Origin of the sequence: Phaeovulum molybdatiresistens (assembly GCF_023544865.1) — a bacterium.
In the GTDB taxonomy this organism is placed as follows: domain Bacteria; phylum Pseudomonadota; class Alphaproteobacteria; order Rhodobacterales; family Rhodobacteraceae; genus Pontitalea.
The window spans coordinates 435032-452447 of the sequence record NZ_JAMJFX010000001.1; the positions used below are offsets into that span (position 1 = coordinate 435032).

At 66.3% G+C, this 17416-nt stretch carries 17 protein-coding genes; 9 read left to right on the forward strand and 8 right to left on the reverse strand.

Annotation, left to right across the window (positions count from 1 at the left end; genetic code table 11):
* Nucleotide 1: 1 nt before the first annotated feature.
* The 7 genes from MXB90_RS02170 to MXB90_RS02200 form a co-directional block, all read right to left on the reverse strand.
* The gene (locus MXB90_RS02170; protein WP_250040429.1) at nucleotides 2–1372 is read right to left on the reverse strand and encodes an aspartate aminotransferase family protein; all 1371 of its coding nucleotides are present in this window, start codon (nucleotides 1370–1372) and stop codon (nucleotides 2–4) included.
* Between the two features lie 81 nt (nucleotides 1373–1453).
* Nucleotides 1454–1846 (reverse strand): Na+/H+ antiporter subunit G, encoded by a 393-nt coding sequence (locus tag MXB90_RS02175; RefSeq protein WP_250040430.1) that lies wholly within the window; start codon nucleotides 1844–1846, stop codon nucleotides 1454–1456.
* Nucleotides 1847–1853: 7 nt separating this feature from the next.
* On the reverse strand, nucleotides 1854–2123 hold the full coding sequence (locus tag MXB90_RS02180; RefSeq protein WP_250040432.1) for a K+/H+ antiporter subunit F: 270 nt from the start codon (nucleotides 2121–2123) through the stop codon (nucleotides 1854–1856).
* On the reverse strand, nucleotides 2120–2611 hold the full coding sequence (locus MXB90_RS02185) for a Na+/H+ antiporter subunit E (RefSeq protein WP_250040434.1): 492 nt from the start codon (nucleotides 2609–2611) through the stop codon (nucleotides 2120–2122). The genes MXB90_RS02180 and MXB90_RS02185 overlap by 4 nt, the downstream gene beginning before the upstream one ends.
* A gap of 3 nt (nucleotides 2612–2614) precedes the next feature.
* The gene (locus tag MXB90_RS02190) at nucleotides 2615–4258 is read right to left on the reverse strand and encodes a monovalent cation/H+ antiporter subunit D (protein ID WP_250040436.1); all 1644 of its coding nucleotides are present in this window, start codon (nucleotides 4256–4258) and stop codon (nucleotides 2615–2617) included.
* Nucleotides 4255–4602, reverse strand: a complete 348-nt coding sequence (locus MXB90_RS02195) for a Na+/H+ antiporter subunit C (protein ID WP_250040438.1) — start codon at nucleotides 4600–4602, stop codon at nucleotides 4255–4257. Before MXB90_RS02195 ends, MXB90_RS02190 begins: the two co-directional genes overlap by 4 nt.
* The gene (locus tag MXB90_RS02200; protein WP_250040440.1) at nucleotides 4602–7526 is read right to left on the reverse strand and encodes a monovalent cation/H+ antiporter subunit A; all 2925 of its coding nucleotides are present in this window, start codon (nucleotides 7524–7526) and stop codon (nucleotides 4602–4604) included. The genes MXB90_RS02195 and MXB90_RS02200 overlap by 1 nt, the downstream gene beginning before the upstream one ends.
* Before the next feature lie 412 nt (nucleotides 7527–7938).
* Between MXB90_RS02200 and MXB90_RS02205 the strand changes: the two genes are divergently transcribed.
* Genes MXB90_RS02205 through MXB90_RS02220 form a run of 4 tightly spaced genes read left to right on the forward strand, consistent with a single transcriptional unit; the run spans nucleotide 7939 to nucleotide 12754 of the window.
* Entirely contained in the window at nucleotides 7939–9570 is a 1632-nt protein-coding gene (locus tag MXB90_RS02205) for an OpgD/OpgG family glucan biosynthesis protein (protein ID WP_250040442.1), read from the forward strand.
* Entirely contained in the window at nucleotides 9567–9755 is a 189-nt protein-coding gene (locus MXB90_RS02210; RefSeq protein ID WP_250040444.1) for a hypothetical protein, read from the forward strand. The genes MXB90_RS02205 and MXB90_RS02210 overlap by 4 nt, the downstream gene beginning before the upstream one ends.
* Nucleotides 9756–9759: 4 nt before the next feature.
* The gene (gene mdoH, locus MXB90_RS02215) at nucleotides 9760–11550 is read left to right on the forward strand and encodes a glucans biosynthesis glucosyltransferase MdoH (RefSeq protein WP_349665891.1); all 1791 of its coding nucleotides are present in this window, start codon (nucleotides 9760–9762) and stop codon (nucleotides 11548–11550) included.
* On the forward strand, nucleotides 11543–12754 hold the full coding sequence (locus tag MXB90_RS02220) for an OpgC family protein (RefSeq protein WP_250040446.1): 1212 nt from the start codon (nucleotides 11543–11545) through the stop codon (nucleotides 12752–12754). The genes mdoH and MXB90_RS02220 overlap by 8 nt, the downstream gene beginning before the upstream one ends.
* A 1-nt stretch (nucleotide 12755) precedes the next feature.
* On the opposite strand, the gene MXB90_RS02225 is transcribed toward MXB90_RS02220, so the two are convergent.
* Nucleotides 12756–13640, reverse strand: coding sequence for a LysR family transcriptional regulator (locus MXB90_RS02225; protein WP_250040448.1), 885 nt, complete (start codon nucleotides 13638–13640; stop codon nucleotides 12756–12758).
* A gap of 94 nt (nucleotides 13641–13734) precedes the next feature.
* On the opposite strand from MXB90_RS02225, the gene MXB90_RS02230 reads away from it, so the two are divergent.
* The 5 genes from MXB90_RS02230 to rpsP all read left to right on the forward strand — a co-directional run bounded on the left by MXB90_RS02230 (nucleotide 13735) and on the right by rpsP (nucleotide 17388).
* Nucleotides 13735–14325, forward strand: coding sequence for an FMN-dependent NADH-azoreductase (locus tag MXB90_RS02230; RefSeq protein ID WP_250040451.1), 591 nt, complete (start codon nucleotides 13735–13737; stop codon nucleotides 14323–14325).
* A 284-nt stretch (nucleotides 14326–14609) separates the two neighbouring features.
* Nucleotides 14610–16121 carry a signal recognition particle protein gene (ffh, locus tag MXB90_RS02235; protein ID WP_250040453.1) on the forward strand — a complete coding sequence of 504 codons (1512 nt, stop codon included), beginning with the start codon at nucleotides 14610–14612 and terminating at the stop codon, nucleotides 16119–16121.
* On the forward strand, nucleotides 16118–16651 hold the full coding sequence (locus MXB90_RS02240) for a GNAT family N-acetyltransferase (RefSeq protein WP_250040455.1): 534 nt from the start codon (nucleotides 16118–16120) through the stop codon (nucleotides 16649–16651). Before ffh ends, MXB90_RS02240 begins: the two co-directional genes overlap by 4 nt.
* A 32-nt stretch (nucleotides 16652–16683) precedes the next feature.
* Nucleotides 16684–16980 carry a chorismate mutase gene (locus tag MXB90_RS02245; protein WP_250040585.1) on the forward strand — a complete coding sequence of 99 codons (297 nt, stop codon included), beginning with the start codon at nucleotides 16684–16686 and terminating at the stop codon, nucleotides 16978–16980.
* Between the two features lie 48 nt (nucleotides 16981–17028).
* Nucleotides 17029–17388 (forward strand): 30S ribosomal protein S16, encoded by a 360-nt coding sequence (gene rpsP, locus MXB90_RS02250; protein ID WP_250040457.1) that lies wholly within the window; start codon nucleotides 17029–17031, stop codon nucleotides 17386–17388.
* Nucleotides 17389–17416 lie beyond the last annotated feature (28 nt).

The following is a 17416-nucleotide window of genomic DNA, read 5'->3' on the forward strand; positions in this document are numbered from 1 at the left end:
GTCAGATCTCGAACAATTCGGTCAGGGTGGCGGCGAAGGCGGCGATCAGGCGGTCGATCTGGGCCTTGGTGGTCGCGGGGCTGACGAGCATCATATTATGGAAGGGCGCGATCAGGCAGCCCCGCTTCAGCAGGCATTGGTGGATGGCGGCTTCCAGCATAGGGGCATGGGCGGCCTCAGCCTGCGATCCGTTGCGCAGGGGGCCGGGGGCGCAAATGAATTCCACCCGCGCGCCCACGCGCACCACATGCCAGGGCGCGCCCGCCGCCGCAATCGCCTTGGTCAGGCCCGCCTGCAAGCGGGCGGCGCCCGCCTCCATCCGGGCATAGTTTTCGGGGGTCATTACTTCGGCAAGGGTTGCGCGCAGACAGGCGAATTGCATCGGGTTGGCCGAAAGCGTGGTGCCCATGCCGCTGTGCCCGGGGGGGCGCGTCGCGTCATAGGCGGCAAAGCGGGCCGCCACGGCCTCGGTCAGGCCCCAGACTGCGGTGGGCATGCCGCCCGCCACGCATTTGCCGACCACGAAGATGTCGGGCCGCAACCCGTGCACGCGCGTGTAGCCGCCAAGGCCAGACGAGATCGTATGCGTCTCATCCACGATCAGCAGCGCGCCGTAGCGCGTCGCCAGATCGCGGAGGCCCGCGTGGAAGCCCGGATCAGGCAGGACCATGCAGGAATTGGTCATCACGGGCTCGGTCAGGATCGCAGCGATGTCGCCCTGGGCCAAAGCGGCCTCAACGCCCGCCAGATCGTTGAATTCACAGGCCACAGCGGTCGCGGTCAGGTCGGCCACCTGACCAACAAGACCGGGGCGGGCCGCGGTCCCCTGCGGGCCAAGGCGGACCATCGCGTCATCCACGGTGCCGTGATAGCAGCCGTTGAAGACCAGCACCTTGCGCCGCCCGGTCACCGCACGCGCCACGCGCAGGGCAAAACGGTTGGCATCGGTCGCGGTGGTCGCCACCTGCCAACGCATCGGGCCAAACCGGTCGCACAGCAGACGCCCCACCGCCAGCGCATCCTCGGTCGGCAGCATATAGGTCAGGCCACGGCCCGCCTGCGCGCGGATCTCGCGGGCAACGGGGCTGGGCGAATGGCCAAACATCGACCCGGTATCGCCCAGACAGAAATCGTCAATGTGGTGGCCGTCGATGTCGGTCAGAACGGCGCCCTTCGCCTGCGCCACCAGCATCGGAAAGGGCTGCGGCCAGTCCTTCATCCAATGCATCGGCACATCGTCCAGCCACCCCGTGGCCCCATCCGCAAGCGCCGCCCGTGTGCGCGGGCGCGCCGCCGCATAGGCCGCGGCGGCGGCATGCGAAACCGCGTCGATGCGCGAAACGGGAACGCCCCCGATGCGGTCCTGCGCCATGATTTACCCGCCCCCTACACCCGGTCGGCCGAGACAATCACGCCCCGCGCGACAGGTCAACGCCGGCCGCGGCGGCAAGGATCAGCGCGCATCCTCGCGCAGTTCCTCGGCCGAGGTGTCGGACTGTTCCTGATACAGCGCCCATTCGGCCTCACCCTCGGGTCGGGGCAGTTGTTCGCGGTCCCAGTCGCGATACAGATTGGCCTTGGCGATGAAATGCGCGGTGATCGGCGCAGTCAGGAACAAGAACAGCGTGATCATCAGTTCATGCAGCGTCAGATCGCGTTGAATGGCCCCGAAATACAGCATCGAGGAAATCAGCACACTGCCCACCCCGACGGTCGTGGCCTTGGTCGGCGCATGCAGCCGGGTCATCGGATCGGGCAACTTGACCAGCCCGTACGACCCGACCAGACCGAAGATGCCGGCAATCACCAGCAGCGCCGAGATGAGGATTTCCCAGAAAATTTCCATCACGCCCTCACTCGATGATATCGCCGCGCAGGATGAATTTGGCATAGGCCACGGTCGACACAAAGCCCACCATCGCGAACAGGACCGAGGCCTCGAAGAAGATCGCCGTGCCCTCGGCAATGCCGAAGAGCACCAGCAGCGCGATCGCATTCACCACCATCGTGTCCAGCGCCAGGATCCGGTCGGTGACGCCCGGGGCATGCACGACGCGATACAGGTTCAGCAAAAGCGCCAGCGTGAAGCAGCCGATACAGAAATACAGCGCATAGAGGATCATTCGAAAATCTCCTTCAGGCGGCGTTCATAGCGGCTTTTGATCTCATCGCGGACGGAATCGGGATCGGGGGCGTGCAGGCAATGCACCAGAATGCTGCGTCCGTCGGTGGACAGTTCCGCGGAAACCGTGCCCGGCGTCATCGTGATGGTGCCGGCCAGCACGGTGACCGCCTCGGGCGAGGTCAGATCGGTGGGCACGGTGATCCAGGCCGGGCGCATGTCCTTGTTGCGCATGAACAGCACGATCCGGGCGACCGCGATATTCGCCACGACGATATCATACAGCACCAGCAGGACATATTCGATGATCATCGGGATGTTGCGCACCGTCGGACGATCGGACCAGTAGGGCGCGGTCAGGATCGGGATGATGATGCCCAGGATCAGGCCAAAGACCAGCGAGGTCGCGGTATAGGCATTGGCCAGCATCAGCCAGACGATGGTCAGCGTCAGCGTCAGGTAAGGGTGCGGGAAGATCCGTTTCAACATTGCTCAGCCCCCCTGCTCCGTTTCCGCGCTCTGGGGCTCAGCCCCAGGCTCTGATCCCGGCTCCGGCGCGGGCAGGGTCGTATCCGGCAGAGCCTCGGCCGGCGCCGCCTGCGCCGTCCCCGGGGGCCAGTCGGCCCGTTCCGCCGCGCCGGCCATGACCGCCTCGACATAGCCGCCGGGCGCGTGGATCTGATCCGCCGTGGCCTGCAGCCAGACCGTCACCGGCCCGGCGAAGATGGTCATGCCCACCAGCACCGCCAGCAGCCCGCCCACCGCGACAAAGGCCAGACCATGTGACGGCGCCTCGGGCAGGTCCGTGGCCGGCGCGTCGGTGGCATGGGCCTTCCAGAACACCTCGGACCCGGCGCGGCCAAAGCCCACGATCGCCAAAAGCGAGGTGACCAGGATCGCCGCCCAGATCCCCCACTGGCCCTGCGTCGCATCCAGGATCATCAGCTTGCCCAGGAACCCCGACAGCGGGGGCATCCCGGCCATCGCGATCGCCGCCGCAAAGAACAGCGCCGCGATCAGCCCGCCCTGCGCGATCGGCGCCGCCGCCACAAGGCGCAGCCCCGCCATGCCGCGCCGCTGCGCGACCAGATCGACGATCAGAAACAGCGCCGCCGCGGCAAATGTCGAATGGACCATGTAATACAGCCCCGCCCCGGTCGCCGCCGCGTCGAACTGCGCGAAGGCCAGCATCATCGTGCCGACCGAACCGATCACCGCATAGGCCGCCACCCGGCCCAGATCGCGCGCGCCCAGAACGCCCACCATCCCGATGATCAGCGAGGCCAGCGCCGCAGGCATCAGGATCTGCGCCGCCAGCCCGCCAATCGTGCCGGCTTCGGGGAAGACCAGCGTGTAGATGCGCACGATGGCATAGACCCCGACCTTGGTCATGATCGCGAACAGCGCCGCCACCGGGCCCGGCGCATTGGCATAGGTCGCCGGCAGCCAGAATTGCAGCGGCACCAGCGCGGCCTTGACCGCGAAGACCAGCATCAGAAGGATCGCCCCCACCCGGATCAGCGCGGTATCATCGGCGGGCAATTGCGCCACCTTGCCCGCCAGATCGGCCATGTTCAGCGTGCCGGTGACCGAATAGATCGTGCCCAGCGCGAACAGGAACAGGGTCGAACCGGCCAGGTTATAGACCACATATTGCACGCCCGCCTTCAACCGCGCCTCGCCGCCCGAATGGATCATCAGGCCGTAAGAGGCGATCAGCAGCACCTCGAAGAAGACGAACAGGTTGAAGGCATCGCCCGTCAGGAAGGCGCCGTTGATCCCCATCAGCTGGAATTGCAGCAGCGAATGGAAATGCCAGCCGCGCTTGTCCCAGCCCGACCCGATGGCGTAAAGCGCCACCGCCAGCCCCAGGCCGGCCGTCAGGATCAGCATCAGCGCCGACAGCCGGTCCAGCACCAGAACGATGCCAAAGGGAGCCTCCCAGTTGCCAAGGCGATAGACGATGGCCTGACCGGCCGAGGCATCGACCGCCAGCTTCACCGCGATCGCCAGCAGCACCGTCATCCCGGCAATCGAAAAGATCCGCTGGCTGCGCAGGTCATAGCGCATCCACAGCACGATCAATGGCGCAAGGAAAGCCGGCAGGACGACCGGCGCGATGATCCAGTGGCTCACGTGTTCTTCTCCTCGTCCCCGAGGTCGATCTTGTCATTCCCCGCCTCGATGAAGGCGCCCAGCGACAGCATCACCACCACCGCCGTCATCCCGAAGGAAATGACGATCGCGGTCAGCACCAGCGCCTGGGGGATCGGATCGGTATATCCGGGGGTGTTTTCGCCCAGATGGTTCAGGATTGGCGGCATGTTGACCACAAGCCGCCCGGTGGCGAACAGAAAGACGTTCACCGCATAGGACAGCATCGTCATGCCCAGCACCACCGGGAAGGTGCGGAACCGCAGGATCAGATAGATCCCGGCAGCGGTCAGCACGCCAATGCCGCTTGCAACCAGCGCTTCCATTACTTGTCCTCCTCGGCGCCAAGGCGCGCGCTGCGCCGCCATTCGCCGGCAAGCCCCACCTCTAGCGGGCCGGTCTGTTCGGCCAGCGCGCGGGCATCGGGTTTTTCGGCGACGACGTGGAAGCCCTCATCCCCCACGGCGGCGCGCCGCGCCAGCCGCGACAGCCCGCCCAGCGCCAGCATGACCGACCCCACAACCCCCAGGAACACGCCCAGGTCAAAGCCCATCGCGGTCGCCAGTTCGAACTTTTCGAAGGGCGGGATGCGGAAATAGCCGAAATCTGACGTCAGGAAGGGCACGCCATTGAACCAGGCGCCGATGCCGGTGATCCCGGCGGCCAGCACGCCCAGCGCGATCAGGACGTGGTAATAGACCCGCTGGCGCGCCTGCGTCCAGGCATAGCCCGAGGCCATGTATTGCATCACCAGCGCGACCGCCGCGATCAGCCCGGCGATGAAGCCGCCGCCCGGCAGGTTGTGCCCCCGCAGGAAGATGAACACCGCCATCATCAGCGCGATCGGCATCATCACCCGCGTTGCCACCAGCAACATCAACGGATGCTTGTCGCCCGCGCGCACCACATCGGGCCGCCAGGCAATCAGCTTGCGCGAGGACGCCCCCGTCAGCAGCGCCTCGGTCAGGGCAAAGATCACCAGCGCGGCGATGCCCAGCACGATCACCTCGCCATAGGTGTCGTAGCCGCGGAAATCGACCAGGATCACGTTGACCACATTGGTGCCACCGCCGCCGGTATAGCTATTGGCCAGGTGGTATTCCGACATCGACGGAAAGGCGAAATCACGCAGCATCAGGGCATAAATCAGAAGGCCCGCGCCCAGGCCGCCCACGACCGCGACCACCGCGTCAAAGCGGCGCTTCAGCACGCTTGTTTCCGGCACGGTGACCTTGGGCAGGAAGTTCAGCGCCAGCAGCATCAGAACCGCCGTCACGACCTCGACCGAGATCTGCGTCAGCGCCAGGTCGGGGGCCGATAGATAGATGAAGCTCATCGACACGATCAGCCCGACGATCGAGATCAACACCAACGCCAGCAGGCGGTTGCGATGGAAGGCGACAACACAGCCCGTCGCCACGATCAGCATGATCCAGGCGGCAAAGGCCACAGGCGTCGCGGGCGTCAGCGCGCGGGTTGGCGCGCCCTGCTGGCCGGTGGTCCAGGCCCAGTAGCCCGCGCCCAGCGCCGCGATCACGAAGATCAGCAGATAGCGCGACATCGAGCCATTATGCAGCCGCCCGGTCAGCGCCTGCGCGCCGCGCGCGGCGGCGGCGATGATGGCGTCAAAGATCACCTTCGCCTCGGGGCGCGGCATGGCAAGCCAGATCGCGTTCAGCCGCGGATGCAGCGACAGCAGCAACAGACCGCCGACCACCGCGACGACCGACATCCACAGTGCCGGGGTCAGCCCGTGCCAATGCTTGATCGGATACATCTCCAGCCCGCCGCCGACGACGGCATTGGCGGCGGTGCGCACGATCTCACCAGCGAAGGTCATCGGCATCAGGCCGATCGCCACCACCAGCACCACCAGGAACGCGGGCGCGGCCCACATGCCAAAGCCCGGATCATGCGGATGATGGGGATAGTCGTCGCGCACCGGGCCCAGGAAGGCATGGGCGATATAGCGGAAGGAATAGGCGGCCGAGAACAGCGCCGCCAGCGCCGCCACCGCCGGCACGATCCAGGCATTGCCGGCCCAAAGCGTGTGCGAGGCCTCTTCCAGCATCATTTCCTTGGACAGGAAGCCGTTCAGCAGTGGAATGCCCGCCATCGATAGCGCCGCGATGGTGGCGATGGTGAAGGTGATCGGCATCAGATGGCGCAGCCCGCCAAGGCGTTTCAGGTCGCGGGTATGGGTTTCGTGATCGACGATCCCCGCAGACATGAACAGCGCCGCCTTGAAGGTGGCGTGGTTGATGATGTGGAACACCGCCGCCACCGCCGCGGCCTTGGTGCCAAGGCCCAGCAGGAAGGTGATCAACCCCAGGTGTGACACGGTGGAAAACGCCAGCAGCGCCTTGAGGTCATCCTTGAAGATCGCGATCTTGGCGCCGACCAGCATGGTGATCAGGCCCACGGTCGCCACGATGTAGAACCATTCGGGCGTGCCCGCCAGCACCGGCCACAGCCGCGCCATCAGGAACAGCCCCGCCTTCACCATCGTCGCCGAATGCAGATAGGCCGATACCGGCGTGGGCGCGGCCATCGCATGCGGCAGCCAGAAGTGGAACGGGAACTGCGCCGATTTGGTGAAGGCCCCGATCAGGATCAGGATCAGCGCGGGCAGATAGAACGGGCTGGCCTGGATGGCTTCCTTGGCCTGCAGGATCGCGCTGATGTCATGGCTGCCGGCGATATTGCCCAAGATCAGCATGCCCGCGATCATCGCAAGCCCGCCCATGCCGGTGACCGTCAGCGCCATCCGCGCGCCCTGACGCCCCTCGGGCAGGTGTTTCCAATAGCCGATCAGCAGGAAGGACGACAGCGAGGTCAGTTCCCAGAAGATCAGCAAAAGCAGGATGTTGTCGGACAGAACGATGCCCACCATCGCGCCCTGGAACAGCAGCAGATAGGTGTAGAACTGCCCCGCCGGATCATCCTTGGACAGGTAAAACCGCGCATACAGGATGATCAGCAGGCCGATCCCCAGGATCAGCGTGGCAAACAGCAGGCCCAGCCCGTCGATCATGAAATTCGCGTTCAGGCCCAGCCAGGGCAGCCAGTCATAGCGCGCGGTGATGACCTCGCCGCGCATCACGGCGGGGGCGTGCAGCAACAGGCCCAACAGCGCCAGCCCCGAGGTCGCGGCGGCGGCAACGGCGGCATTGGTGCGGCCGGTGCGGATCAGAAGGGCGGGAAGCAGGGCCCCGAGGAAGGGAAGGGCGGCAATAAGGGCAGGCGACATGCGTCTTCTCTGGTCCGTTCTTGTTCTCTGGTCCGTTCTTCGGCGGGCCTTCGGGCGCGTGCGATGGGATGCGGGCCTTCGGCGCGGATGACCCCTTAACTGTGACAGCCCCCATTGGGTGTCAAGCGAAACCGGGCGCGAATCGGTGAAACCGGGATGCCGCGGACAGCCGCGGAACCATGCAGCCGCAGAATAGCTGCCATGAAATTTTGCCATAGCAGCCGGGGAACCGGCGCAATTCCGCCCGTTTGCGCCATGCCGATGGCGGGAAATGGACAAAGCCGATCGGGTCACGCGGCTTTGAGCAAATCCACATCAAAGCCCGCTTGAAAGACTCGGGCCGGTGTGAATATGCATCGCCGCAATGAAACTGTCACATCGCCGGAACTGTCTGGCACGGTTTGGAAAATAGATGCGCCCCGCCCGGCCCCTTGCCCCCGCTTCCCTGACCCGACGCAGCCTGATCGCCAGCCTGTCGGCGGGTGCCGTTCTGATGGGCGCGACCGCCCTTCCACGCATCGCACGCGCGCAGGAGGCCGCCGCCCCGATGGCTGCCCCGGTAGCCGATGCCGCAGCGCAGCAATTCTCCTTCGACCTTCTGGCCGAGGAAATGCGCGCATTGGCCGCGGCCGCGCCTCAAACCGCCGATCTGCCCGCCAGCTTTCTGGACGGGCTGACCTATGACGATTACCGCCTGATCCGCTTTAACCCCGATCGGGCCCGCTGGGCCGAGCTCGATGGCAGCGCCTTCCGGCTGCATGCGTTCCACATGGGCTGGCTGTTCAAGGAACCCGTTCTGATCCATGAGGTGACCGAGGGCCAGGCCCGGCTGATGGCCTTTGACACCGACGATTTCATCTATGAACGCGAGGCGCGGGACCGTGTGCCCGAACATGCGCCGCTGCCGGGGGTCGCGGGCTTTCGCCTGCACCATCCGCTGAACCGCCCCGACGTGTTTGACGAACTGGTGGCGTTTCAGGGCGCGTCCTATTTCCGCGCGTTGGGGCGTGGGTCGGCCTATGGCATCTCGGCCCGGGGTCTTGCGGTGAACACCGGCCTGCCGGTGGCCGAGGAATTCCCCCGCTTCACCCGCTTCTACATCGAACGCCCCGTGCCCGGTGCGCGCACGATCACGGTGCACGCCGCGCTGGAAAGCGCCTCGCTGACCGGGGCCTATCGGTTCGTCATAACGCCCGGCGCCGAAACGGTGATGGAGGTGACGGCGCGACTGTTCCTGCGCACCGATGTGCAGCAGCTGGGCATCGCGCCGTTGACCTCGATGTTCCTGTTTGCCGAACGCAACCGCCATCTGTTCGACGATTTCCGCCCGAATGTGCATGACAGCGACGGGCTGGCGATCGAACGCGGCGATGGCGACCGGCTTTGGCGGCCGCTGGCGAACCCGCCGCATCTGGCCTCCAGCTATTTCGTGGAAACCGCGCCGCGCCGCTTTGGCCTGTATCAGCGCGACCGCGATTTCGACCATTACCAGGACGCCGCCGCGCATTATGAACGCCGCCCCTCGGTTGCGGTCGAACCCATCGGCGATTGGGGCCGGGGGTCGGTGCGCCTGGTCGAGATCCCTTCGGATCTTGAGGTGAACGACAATATCGTCGCCTTCTGGGTGCCCGAGGCCCCCGCCAAGGCCGGCGAGATGCGCGAATTCAGCTATCGCCTGCGCTGGGGCGATCTGCCGCCCGACCCGGCCGACGACCGCGCCCATGTTCTGGAAACCCGCGCCGGTGTCGGCGGCGTTTCCGGCGTGGAAAACACCGAAGGCACGCGCAAGTTCGTCATCGATTTCACGGGGGGCCTGCTGGGCCGGCTGCCCGGCGACAAGGTCGATGACCTGACCATCGCCGCGACCGCCGCCGGCGGCAAGATCGTCACCCAGACCCTGTCCGCCATTCCCGGCGAAGGCGTCTGGCGGCTGGTGCTGGATGTCAGCGCGCCTAATGGCGCGACGGTGGAACTGTCGGCCCATGTCGCGGGTTACGGGCGCAAGCTGACCGAAACCTGGCTTTATCAATGGATCAAGGCATGACTGCTTCATTCCCCACGGTGGCGGGGTCGCTTTCACCCGCTGATCTGATTGCCGGGCCCTGCGCCCTGCCCGAGGCGCCGCTGGCCATGCCGTGCCAGATGCTGGAACCCGAAACCGGCATGCTGCGCCGGATATTGTCGGCCCTGCTGCCCCGCCCGCACGCGCCCAAAGGCGCCGAGGGCTGATCCCGTGACCCCGCCCCGCCCTTCCCGCGCGGCCCTGACGGGGCTGCGCGCGCTGGCATTGGGCCTAAGCGCGCTTGCCGGCATCGGCGCCTTCATCCTGTTCTTGCAGTTCGGCGAGGCCGACGGGCTGGATGCGCTGGATATCCTGCGCGCCGCGTTGATCCTGATCTCGACCCTGTGGCTGGCCTGGGGCGCGGTTCAGGCGGTGATCGGGCTGACCACCACCGCCCGCGCGCCCGTGCTGGACCGCGCCACGCCGATCACATCACGCTGCGTGGTGCTGATGCCGGTCTATAATGAGGATCCTTTGGCCACCTTTTCGCGCGTGGCCGCCATGGATGCCTCGTTGGCGGCGACGGGCCACGGCGCGGCCTTTCATTTCGCCATCCTGTCGGACAGCCGCAATGAGATGGTCGCCCGGCGCGAAGAGGCACTGTTTGCCCATCTGGTGGCCGATCGCGCGGGGCTTGGGCGCTTCTTCTATCGCCGCCGCGCGCAGAACACCGGCAAGAAGGCGGGCAATATCGAGGATTTCATCGCGCGGTCCGGCGCGGCCTATGATTTTGCGCTGATCCTGGATGCCGACAGCCTGATGGAAGGCGAAACCATCGTCGAGATGGTCCGCCGGATGCAGGCCGAGCCGCGCCTGGGCCTGTTGCAGACCCTGCCCCGGATCATCCGCGCCCGGTCACGCTTTGGCCGGGCCATGCAGTTTTCCGCGGCCTTCTTCTCGCCCGTCTTCGCGCGGGGGCTGGCGATGATGCAGGGCGAGACGGGGCCGTTCTGGGGCCATAACGCCATGGTCCGCGTGCGCGCCTTTGCCGAAAGCTGCGGGCTGCCGGTGCTGAAGGGCCGTCCGCCCTTTGGTGGCCACATCATGAGCCATGATTACGTCGAGGCCGCCCTGCTGGCCCGCGCGGGCTGGATCGTGCGGCTGGATGACGACCTTGACGGCAGCTTTGAGGAAGGGCCCGAAAACATCGTCGATCACGCCAAGCGCGACCGGCGCTGGTGCCAGGGCAACCTGCAGCACAGCCGCATCATCGGCGCCCCGGGGCTGAAGGCCTGGTCGCGCTTTGTCTTTGCCCTGGGCATCATGGCCTATATCGCGCCGCTGTTCTGGCTGGGCTTCATCCTGGCCTCGATCGCGGCGCCGCTGCTGGCCCCGCCACCCGATTACTTCCCCGAACCCTACTGGCCCTTTCCGTATTTCCCGCCCTCGGGCGCGTCCAAGGCGATCGGGCTGGCGATCGGCATCTTCGGCCTGCTTCTGCTGCCCAAGATCCTGATCGCTGCCCGCGCCGCGCTGGCTGGCCGGGCCGCGGGCTTTGGCGGGGCGGCGCGGGCCTTTGCTGCGACCTTGGGGGAGTTGGTGTTTTCCTCGATCACCGCGCCGGTCCTGCTGCTTTACGCCACCCGTTCGGTGTTTCAGGTGCTGCTGGGCCGGGACGGGGGCTGGCCCACCAACAACCGCGGCGACGGGCGCCTGACCCTGACCGAGGCCTTCGCCGCATCGCATTGGATCGTCAGCATCGGGCTGATCGGGCTGTTCGCCACCTGGGCCTTCGCGCCGGGCTTGCTGCTGTGGCTGCTGCCCGTGGGCGTGCCGATGGTGCTGGCCCCGGTGGTGATCTGGTGGTCGTCGCAAGACAGTTCGGGTCGGCTGATGGGCACGCCGACGGAATATGCGCCATCCCCGGTGATGGCCCTGCAGGAGCGCATCTTTGACCGCTGGGCCGCCACCTTCGATGCCGAAGCCCCCACGCCCACCCTGCCGGAGGCCGCCCATGCCTGATCCAATGGCGCCACACGCCCAGTCGGCCACCCGCGACCCGCGTCTTGATGTCTTCCGCGGCCTGGCGCTGGCGATGATCTTCATCAACCATGTGCCCGGAACGATCTTTGAACATCTGACCTCGCGCAATTTCGGCTTTTCCGACGCGGCCGAGGGCTTTGTGTTCATGTCCGGGCTGGCCGCGGCGCTGGCCTATGGGCCCGGCCTTGCGCGTGCGCCCCGTTTGCCGACCGTCACCCGGATCTGGGGGCGGTCCTGGCTTTTGTACATGGTGCATCTGCTGACCGCGGCCTGGGCGATCGGCATCGTCAGCGCCGCCGCGCTGTGGTTCGGCGCCGAGGAGATGCTGACGAAAAACGCTTTCCGCCCCCTGACCGAGGAGCCGCTGGCCTTCCTGATCGGCATCGTCACGCTGACCCATCAACTGGGCTATGTGAACATCTTGCCGATGTATGCCGTGCTGCTGCTGGCCGCGCCCGCGCTGATCCGGCTGGGGCAAAGGCGACCGAGGTGGCTTCTGGCGGGGTCGGTCGGGTTTTGGGCGCTGGTGGGCACGTTCCGGCTCAATCTACCGAACTACCCGTTTGAAGGCGGCTGGTTCTTCAACCCCTTTGCCTGGCAACTGCTGTTCTGCCTGGGCATCCTGACCGGCCTTGCGATGCGCGACGGGCGGCGCCTGGTTCCGGTGCGGCGCTGGCTGATCTGGCTGGCGGCCGGATTTCTGGCCTTCGTGCTGGTCTGGGTCAAATCCCAATGGTTGCTGGAAAACCTGGGCCATGCGATCTGGCAATTGCGGCAATGGGGCGCGCCGTTCTGGCTGGTCAGCTTTGACAAGACCTATGTTTCCGGTCCGCGGTTGCTGCATCTGCTGGCGCTGGCCTATCTGCTGAGCCTTCCGGGCCTGGTGCCCGGGCTGGCCGCCTCGGCCGCGGCGGCACCGCTGCGATTGCTGGGCCGGCATGGCCTGCCGGTCTTCGCCTTGGGCACCGTGCTGGCAATCCTGGCGCAGGCGATCAAGGCGGTCTGCCCGGCAAGCATGTGGCTGGACACGGCGCTAATTCTGGGGGGGCTGGCGCTGCAGCTTTGCTTTGCCGCGCTGCGTGATCGGCTGGCGCCGAAAAAACGGGCGCAGCCGGTCGGCGCGGGAAAGGCCGCCGTGACCCCGGAACAGACGCCACGCTGGGCGGCAAAACCCGCGCGCTGACCTAGCCCTCGACCGCCGCCGCCCGCATCTTCAGCGCGGCCAATGCCGCCTGCACCTTCGGGGTGCGGTGCAGATCGACATGCGTCACCAGCCACAGCGGCGCCTGCCATTCCGGACGCGGGCCCATGACCTCGATCAGGCCATCGTCGCGCCCACCCTCACGCACGGGCAGGAAGCCAAGCCCCATGCCTTCGCGCAGGGCGCATTCCTGCGCCTCGACCTCATTGGCGCGGAACACGATGCGTTCGGGCGGGATGCGTTCGGCCAACCAGCGGTGAAACGGTGCGCGGCTTTCCACCCCCTCGGGCCCGACAAAACGGTGCGCGGCCAGCTCTTCCTCGGTCGCGGGCAGGCCAAAGCCTTCGGCATAGGCGGGTGCGGCGTAAAGCGCGTGCTGCAACTGGGTCAGGGGCTGAACCACATTGTCGGGTTCCGCGGGCCGCGCCCCGGCCCGGATCGCCACATGCGCCTCGCCATATTCCAGGCGAAACAGGCGCTGATCGGTCAGATAACGCAGCCGAAGCCCCGGATGATCAAACATCAGCCGCCGCAGCGCCGGCAGAACCAGCCCCGACAGCGTGGGCAACGAGGTCACGATCAGCTCGCCCGACACCTCTTCGCCCACCCCGGCGATGCGCGCAGCAAGCTGGGCAAACTGATCCTCGGTCGCCTGCCCCACGGCCAGCAGATGCGCCCCGGCCTCGGTCGGGGTGTAGCCACGCGGATGGCGCTGGAACAGCTTGGCACCCAGCCGGGCCTCCAGCGCATCGATATGCCGGATCACGGTGGCATGGTGCACGCCCAGCACCTCGGCCGCGCCCGAAACCGTGCCGATCCGGGCCACCTGATAGGCGGTGCGGATTTCATCCCAGTTGTCGATTCCCATATGTGCACCTGTGAACAGCCTGGGTGCAGTCTTGGCGATTGTGTTCGCGCGAGCAAGACACGATTTCAACGTCAGACAAACACAGGAGCCTCCCATGACCAATATCCTCCGCATAGATGCCTCGATCAAATCCGAAGGGTCGGTCTCGCGCCGCCTGACCGACCGCATCATCGCCCGCCTGACCGCCGCCAACCCGGCCGCCAGCGTGACCGAACGCGACCTGTCGCAAGGCGTGCCGCAGATCGACGGCGCCTGGCTGGGCGCGGTCTTCACCCCGGCCGATCAGCGCAACGCCGACCAGGCCGCGATTGCCGCCAAGGCCGATGAATACCTCAATGAGGTCCGCGCCGCCGACATCCTGGTGATCGGCCTGCCGGTCTACAATTTCGGCGTGCCCGCGCAGATGAAGGCCTGGATCGACCAGCTGGCCCGCAAGGGCGAAACCTTTACCTACACCGAGACTGGCCCCGTCGGCCTGCTGACCGGCAAGCGCGCCATCATCGCCCTGTCGTCGGACGGCACCCCGTTCGGATCTGAAATCGACTTCGCCTCGGGCTACATGCGTCACATCCTGGGCTTCTTCGGCATCACCGATGTCGAATTCGTCGCCGCCGACAAGATGGTCTTCGCACCCGAGGAAACCCTGAGCCGCGCCGAAGCGGCGGTGGACGCGATCGCGGCCTGATCTTCTTCTTGGCAAAAATACTCACTTCCGCGGCCGCCGTTTGCGCAAGCGGTGGGTGCGGAAGCCTCCGGCAGGAGTATTTGGGCCAAGAAGAAACGAAGCGATGCAAGGGCTCCGGTTGACTCCGGGGCCTTTTCTTCATAGATCACGCTGGATTCCCCGAAGGCCCGATGCCTTCGGTCCCCGCACTCTGCAGGGATCGCCACCAGTCAGCGCGTTGCGCCCACTGGTGTGTTTGTCGTTTTCCGCCGGTCCGCCGGCACTGCCCGAAGGAGGGCCGCGATATGTTCGAGAACCTGTCCGAACGCCTTGGCGGCGTCTTTGACCGGCTTACGAAACAGGGCGCGCTGTCCGAGGAGGATGTGCGCACCGCCCTGCGCGAGGTACGCGTGGCCCTGCTGGAGGCCGACGTGTCGCTGGCCGTGGCGCGCGATTTCGTCAAGGCGGTCGAGGCCAAGGCGACCGGCGCGGCGGTGACGAAATCGGTCACGCCGGGGCAACAGGTCGTCAAGATCGTGCATGACGAGCTGGTCAAGGTTCTGGCCGGGGACGGCGCGGCCGAGGCGCTGAAGATCGACAACCCGCCCGCGCCGATCCTGATGGTCGGTCTGCAGGGCTCGGGCAAGACCACCACCACGGCCAAGCTGGCGCGGCGGCTGAAGGACAAGAACGGCAAGCGGGTGCTGATGGCCTCGCTGGACGTGAACCGCCCCGCCGCGATGGAGCAGCTGGCGATTCTGGGCCAGCAGGTCGGCGTAGACACGCTGCCGATCGTGCTTGGCCAGAAGCCCGTGGACATTGCCAAACGCGCCAAACAACAGGCGACGCTGGGCGGCTATGACGTCTACATGCTGGACACCGCGGGCCGTCTGCACATCGACGACGTGTTGATGGACGAGGTTCAGGCGGTGCGCGATGTCGTGCAACCGCGTGAGACGCTTCTGGTCGTGGACGGTCTGACCGGCCAGGACGCGGTCAACGTTGCCAGCGAGTTCGACGGCAAGGTCGGCATTTCCGGCGTCGTTCTGACACGGATGGATGGCGACGGGCGCGGCGGTGCGGCGCTGTCGATGCGCGCAGTGACCGGCAAGCCGATCCGCTTTGTCGGCCTTGGCGAAAAGATGGACGCGCTTGAGGTGTTCGAGCCGTCGCGGATCGCGGGCCGGATCCTGGGCATGGGCGACATCGTCGCCTTGGTGGAAAAGGCGCAGGAAACCTTTGAGGCCGAGCAGGCCGAGCGCATGATGAAGCGGTTCCAGAAGGGCCTCTTCAACATGAACGACATGAAGGGCCAGCTGGAACAGATGCTCAAGATGGGCGGGATGCAGGGCGTCATGTCGATGATGCCGGGCATGGGCAAGATGGCCAAGGCCGCCGAGGAAGCGGGCTTTGACGACCGCACCATCCGCCGGCAGATCGCGCTGATCAACTCGATGACGCGCAAGGAACGCGCCAATCCAGACCTGCTGCAGGCCAGCCGGAAAAAGCGGATCGCCGCCGGTGCCGGGCTTGAGGTGTCGGAACTGAACCGCCTGCTGAAGATGCACCGGCAGATGGCCGACACGATGAAGAAGCTGGGCAAGATGGGCAAGGGCGGGCTGATGAAGCAGGCCATGGCCGCGATGACCGGCAAGGGCGGCGGATTGCCCGGCGCCGGGGACATCGACCCCGCGAAGATGGAAGAGGCCGCGAAGATGCTGGGCAAGATGCCTGGCGCGGGTGGTCTGCCTGGGCTGGGCGGGCTGAAGCTGCCCGGCGGGCTTTCCGGTCTTGGGGGGCTGGGCCGCAAGAAATGATCGCGCTGTCGCCCACCCCTGTGCTGGAGACCGAGCGTCTTGTCCTGCGCGCACCCGCGGCGCGGGATTGGGAACATTTCAACGTCTTTCTTGCATCGGATCGCGGGCGCTTCGTGCGTTCGGGCGATTATTCCGAGGAACAAAGCTGGCGCGCCTTTGGCCATGTCATCGGGCATTGGGTGCTGCGCGGCTTTGGCACGTTCATCTTCACGCTGAAGGACAATGACCGCGCCCTTGGCATGTGCGGCCCCTGGCGCCCCGTGGGGTGGCCGGAGAACGAACTGGGCTGGACCGTCTGGGCGCCAGAGGCCGAAGGTCAGGGGTTCGCGCATGAGGCGGCGGTGGCCGCGCGCGACCATGCCTTTGACGTGCTGGGCTGGGACACGGCGGTCAGCTATATCGCGCCCGGCAACGCCCGCTCGATCGCGCTGGCCAAGCGGCTGGGGGCGGCGCCCGATGCCGCGGCGGCCTTTCCCGGGGCCGGGCCTTGCCTTGTCTATCGCCACCCCCGTCCCGAGGTCCGCGCATGACCGCCCTGCCCCTGCAACAGCCCGAGGACCGCATGACCGACCCCGTCGCCCGCGCCGCCGCCCTGCTGAAAGAGCATCGCGCCAGCATCGACCGGCTGGATGCGATCCTGGTGTTCACCCTGGCGGAACGGTTCAAGCACACCCAGGCCGTTGGCCGCCTCAAGGCGGACCATGACCTGCCCCCGTCCGACCCCGCGCGCGAAGCAGCCCAGATCGCGCGGTTGGAACGTCTGGCGACCGAGGCCGATCTTGACCCCGAATTCGCCCGCAAATTCCTCAACTTCGTGATTTCGGAAGTGATCCGGCATCACGAGCAATTCCAGAAATGACGGGGTCGCATTGACACCCGCCACCAGCCATCCAAAGGAGATACAGACATGGCTATGAAAATCCGCCTCGCCCGTGGTGGTTCCAAGAAGCGCCCGCATTATGCGATCGTGGCGTCCGATTCGCGCATGCCGCGCGATGGCCGCTTCCTGGAAAAGCTGGGCACCTATAACCCGCTGCTGGCCAAGGACAGCGAAGACCGCGTCAAGATGAACCTGGAGCGCGTGCAGTATTGGCTGAGCCAGGGCGCCCAGCCGACCGACCGTATCGCCCGCTTCCTGGAGGCCGCGGGCGTTCTGGCCAAAGCCGAGCGCAAGAACATGAAGAAGGCCGAGCCGGGCAAGAAAGCCAAGCAGCGCGCCGAGGAAAAGGCCGCCAAGGCCGCCAAGGCCGAGGAATCGGCTGAATAATCAGCCGGCTTGTGCCAAAAAACCGGGC

Bases quoted from the DNA above. Each gene is read 5' to 3' on its own strand.
- MXB90_RS02170 (WP_250040429.1), bottom strand. From the start codon at position 1,372: ATGGCGCAGGACCGCATCGGGGGCGTTCCCGTTTCGCGCATCGACGCG.
- MXB90_RS02175 (WP_250040430.1), bottom strand. From the start codon at position 1,846: ATGGAAATTTTCTGGGAAATCCTCATCTCGGCGCTGCTGGTGATTGCC.
- MXB90_RS02180 (WP_250040432.1), bottom strand. From the start codon at position 2,123: ATGATCCTCTATGCGCTGTATTTCTGTATCGGCTGCTTCACGCTGGCG.
- MXB90_RS02185 (WP_250040434.1), bottom strand. From the start codon at position 2,611: ATGTTGAAACGGATCTTCCCGCACCCTTACCTGACGCTGACGCTGACC.
- MXB90_RS02195 (WP_250040438.1), bottom strand. From the start codon at position 4,602: ATGGAAGCGCTGGTTGCAAGCGGCATTGGCGTGCTGACCGCTGCCGGG.
- MXB90_RS02200 (WP_250040440.1), bottom strand. From the start codon at position 7,526: ATGTCGCCTGCCCTTATTGCCGCCCTTCCCTTCCTCGGGGCCCTGCTT.
- MXB90_RS02205 (WP_250040442.1), top strand. From the start codon at position 7,939: ATGCGCCCCGCCCGGCCCCTTGCCCCCGCTTCCCTGACCCGACGCAGC.
- MXB90_RS02210 (WP_250040444.1), top strand. From the start codon at position 9,567: ATGACTGCTTCATTCCCCACGGTGGCGGGGTCGCTTTCACCCGCTGAT.
- MXB90_RS02220 (WP_250040446.1), top strand. From the start codon at position 11,543: ATGCCTGATCCAATGGCGCCACACGCCCAGTCGGCCACCCGCGACCCG.
- MXB90_RS02225 (WP_250040448.1), bottom strand. From the start codon at position 13,640: ATGGGAATCGACAACTGGGATGAAATCCGCACCGCCTATCAGGTGGCC.
- MXB90_RS02230 (WP_250040451.1), top strand. From the start codon at position 13,735: ATGACCAATATCCTCCGCATAGATGCCTCGATCAAATCCGAAGGGTCG.
- ffh (WP_250040453.1), top strand. From the start codon at position 14,610: ATGTTCGAGAACCTGTCCGAACGCCTTGGCGGCGTCTTTGACCGGCTT.
- MXB90_RS02240 (WP_250040455.1), top strand. From the start codon at position 16,118: ATGATCGCGCTGTCGCCCACCCCTGTGCTGGAGACCGAGCGTCTTGTC.
- MXB90_RS02245 (WP_250040585.1), top strand. From the start codon at position 16,684: ATGACCGACCCCGTCGCCCGCGCCGCCGCCCTGCTGAAAGAGCATCGC.
- rpsP (WP_250040457.1), top strand. From the start codon at position 17,029: ATGGCTATGAAAATCCGCCTCGCCCGTGGTGGTTCCAAGAAGCGCCCG.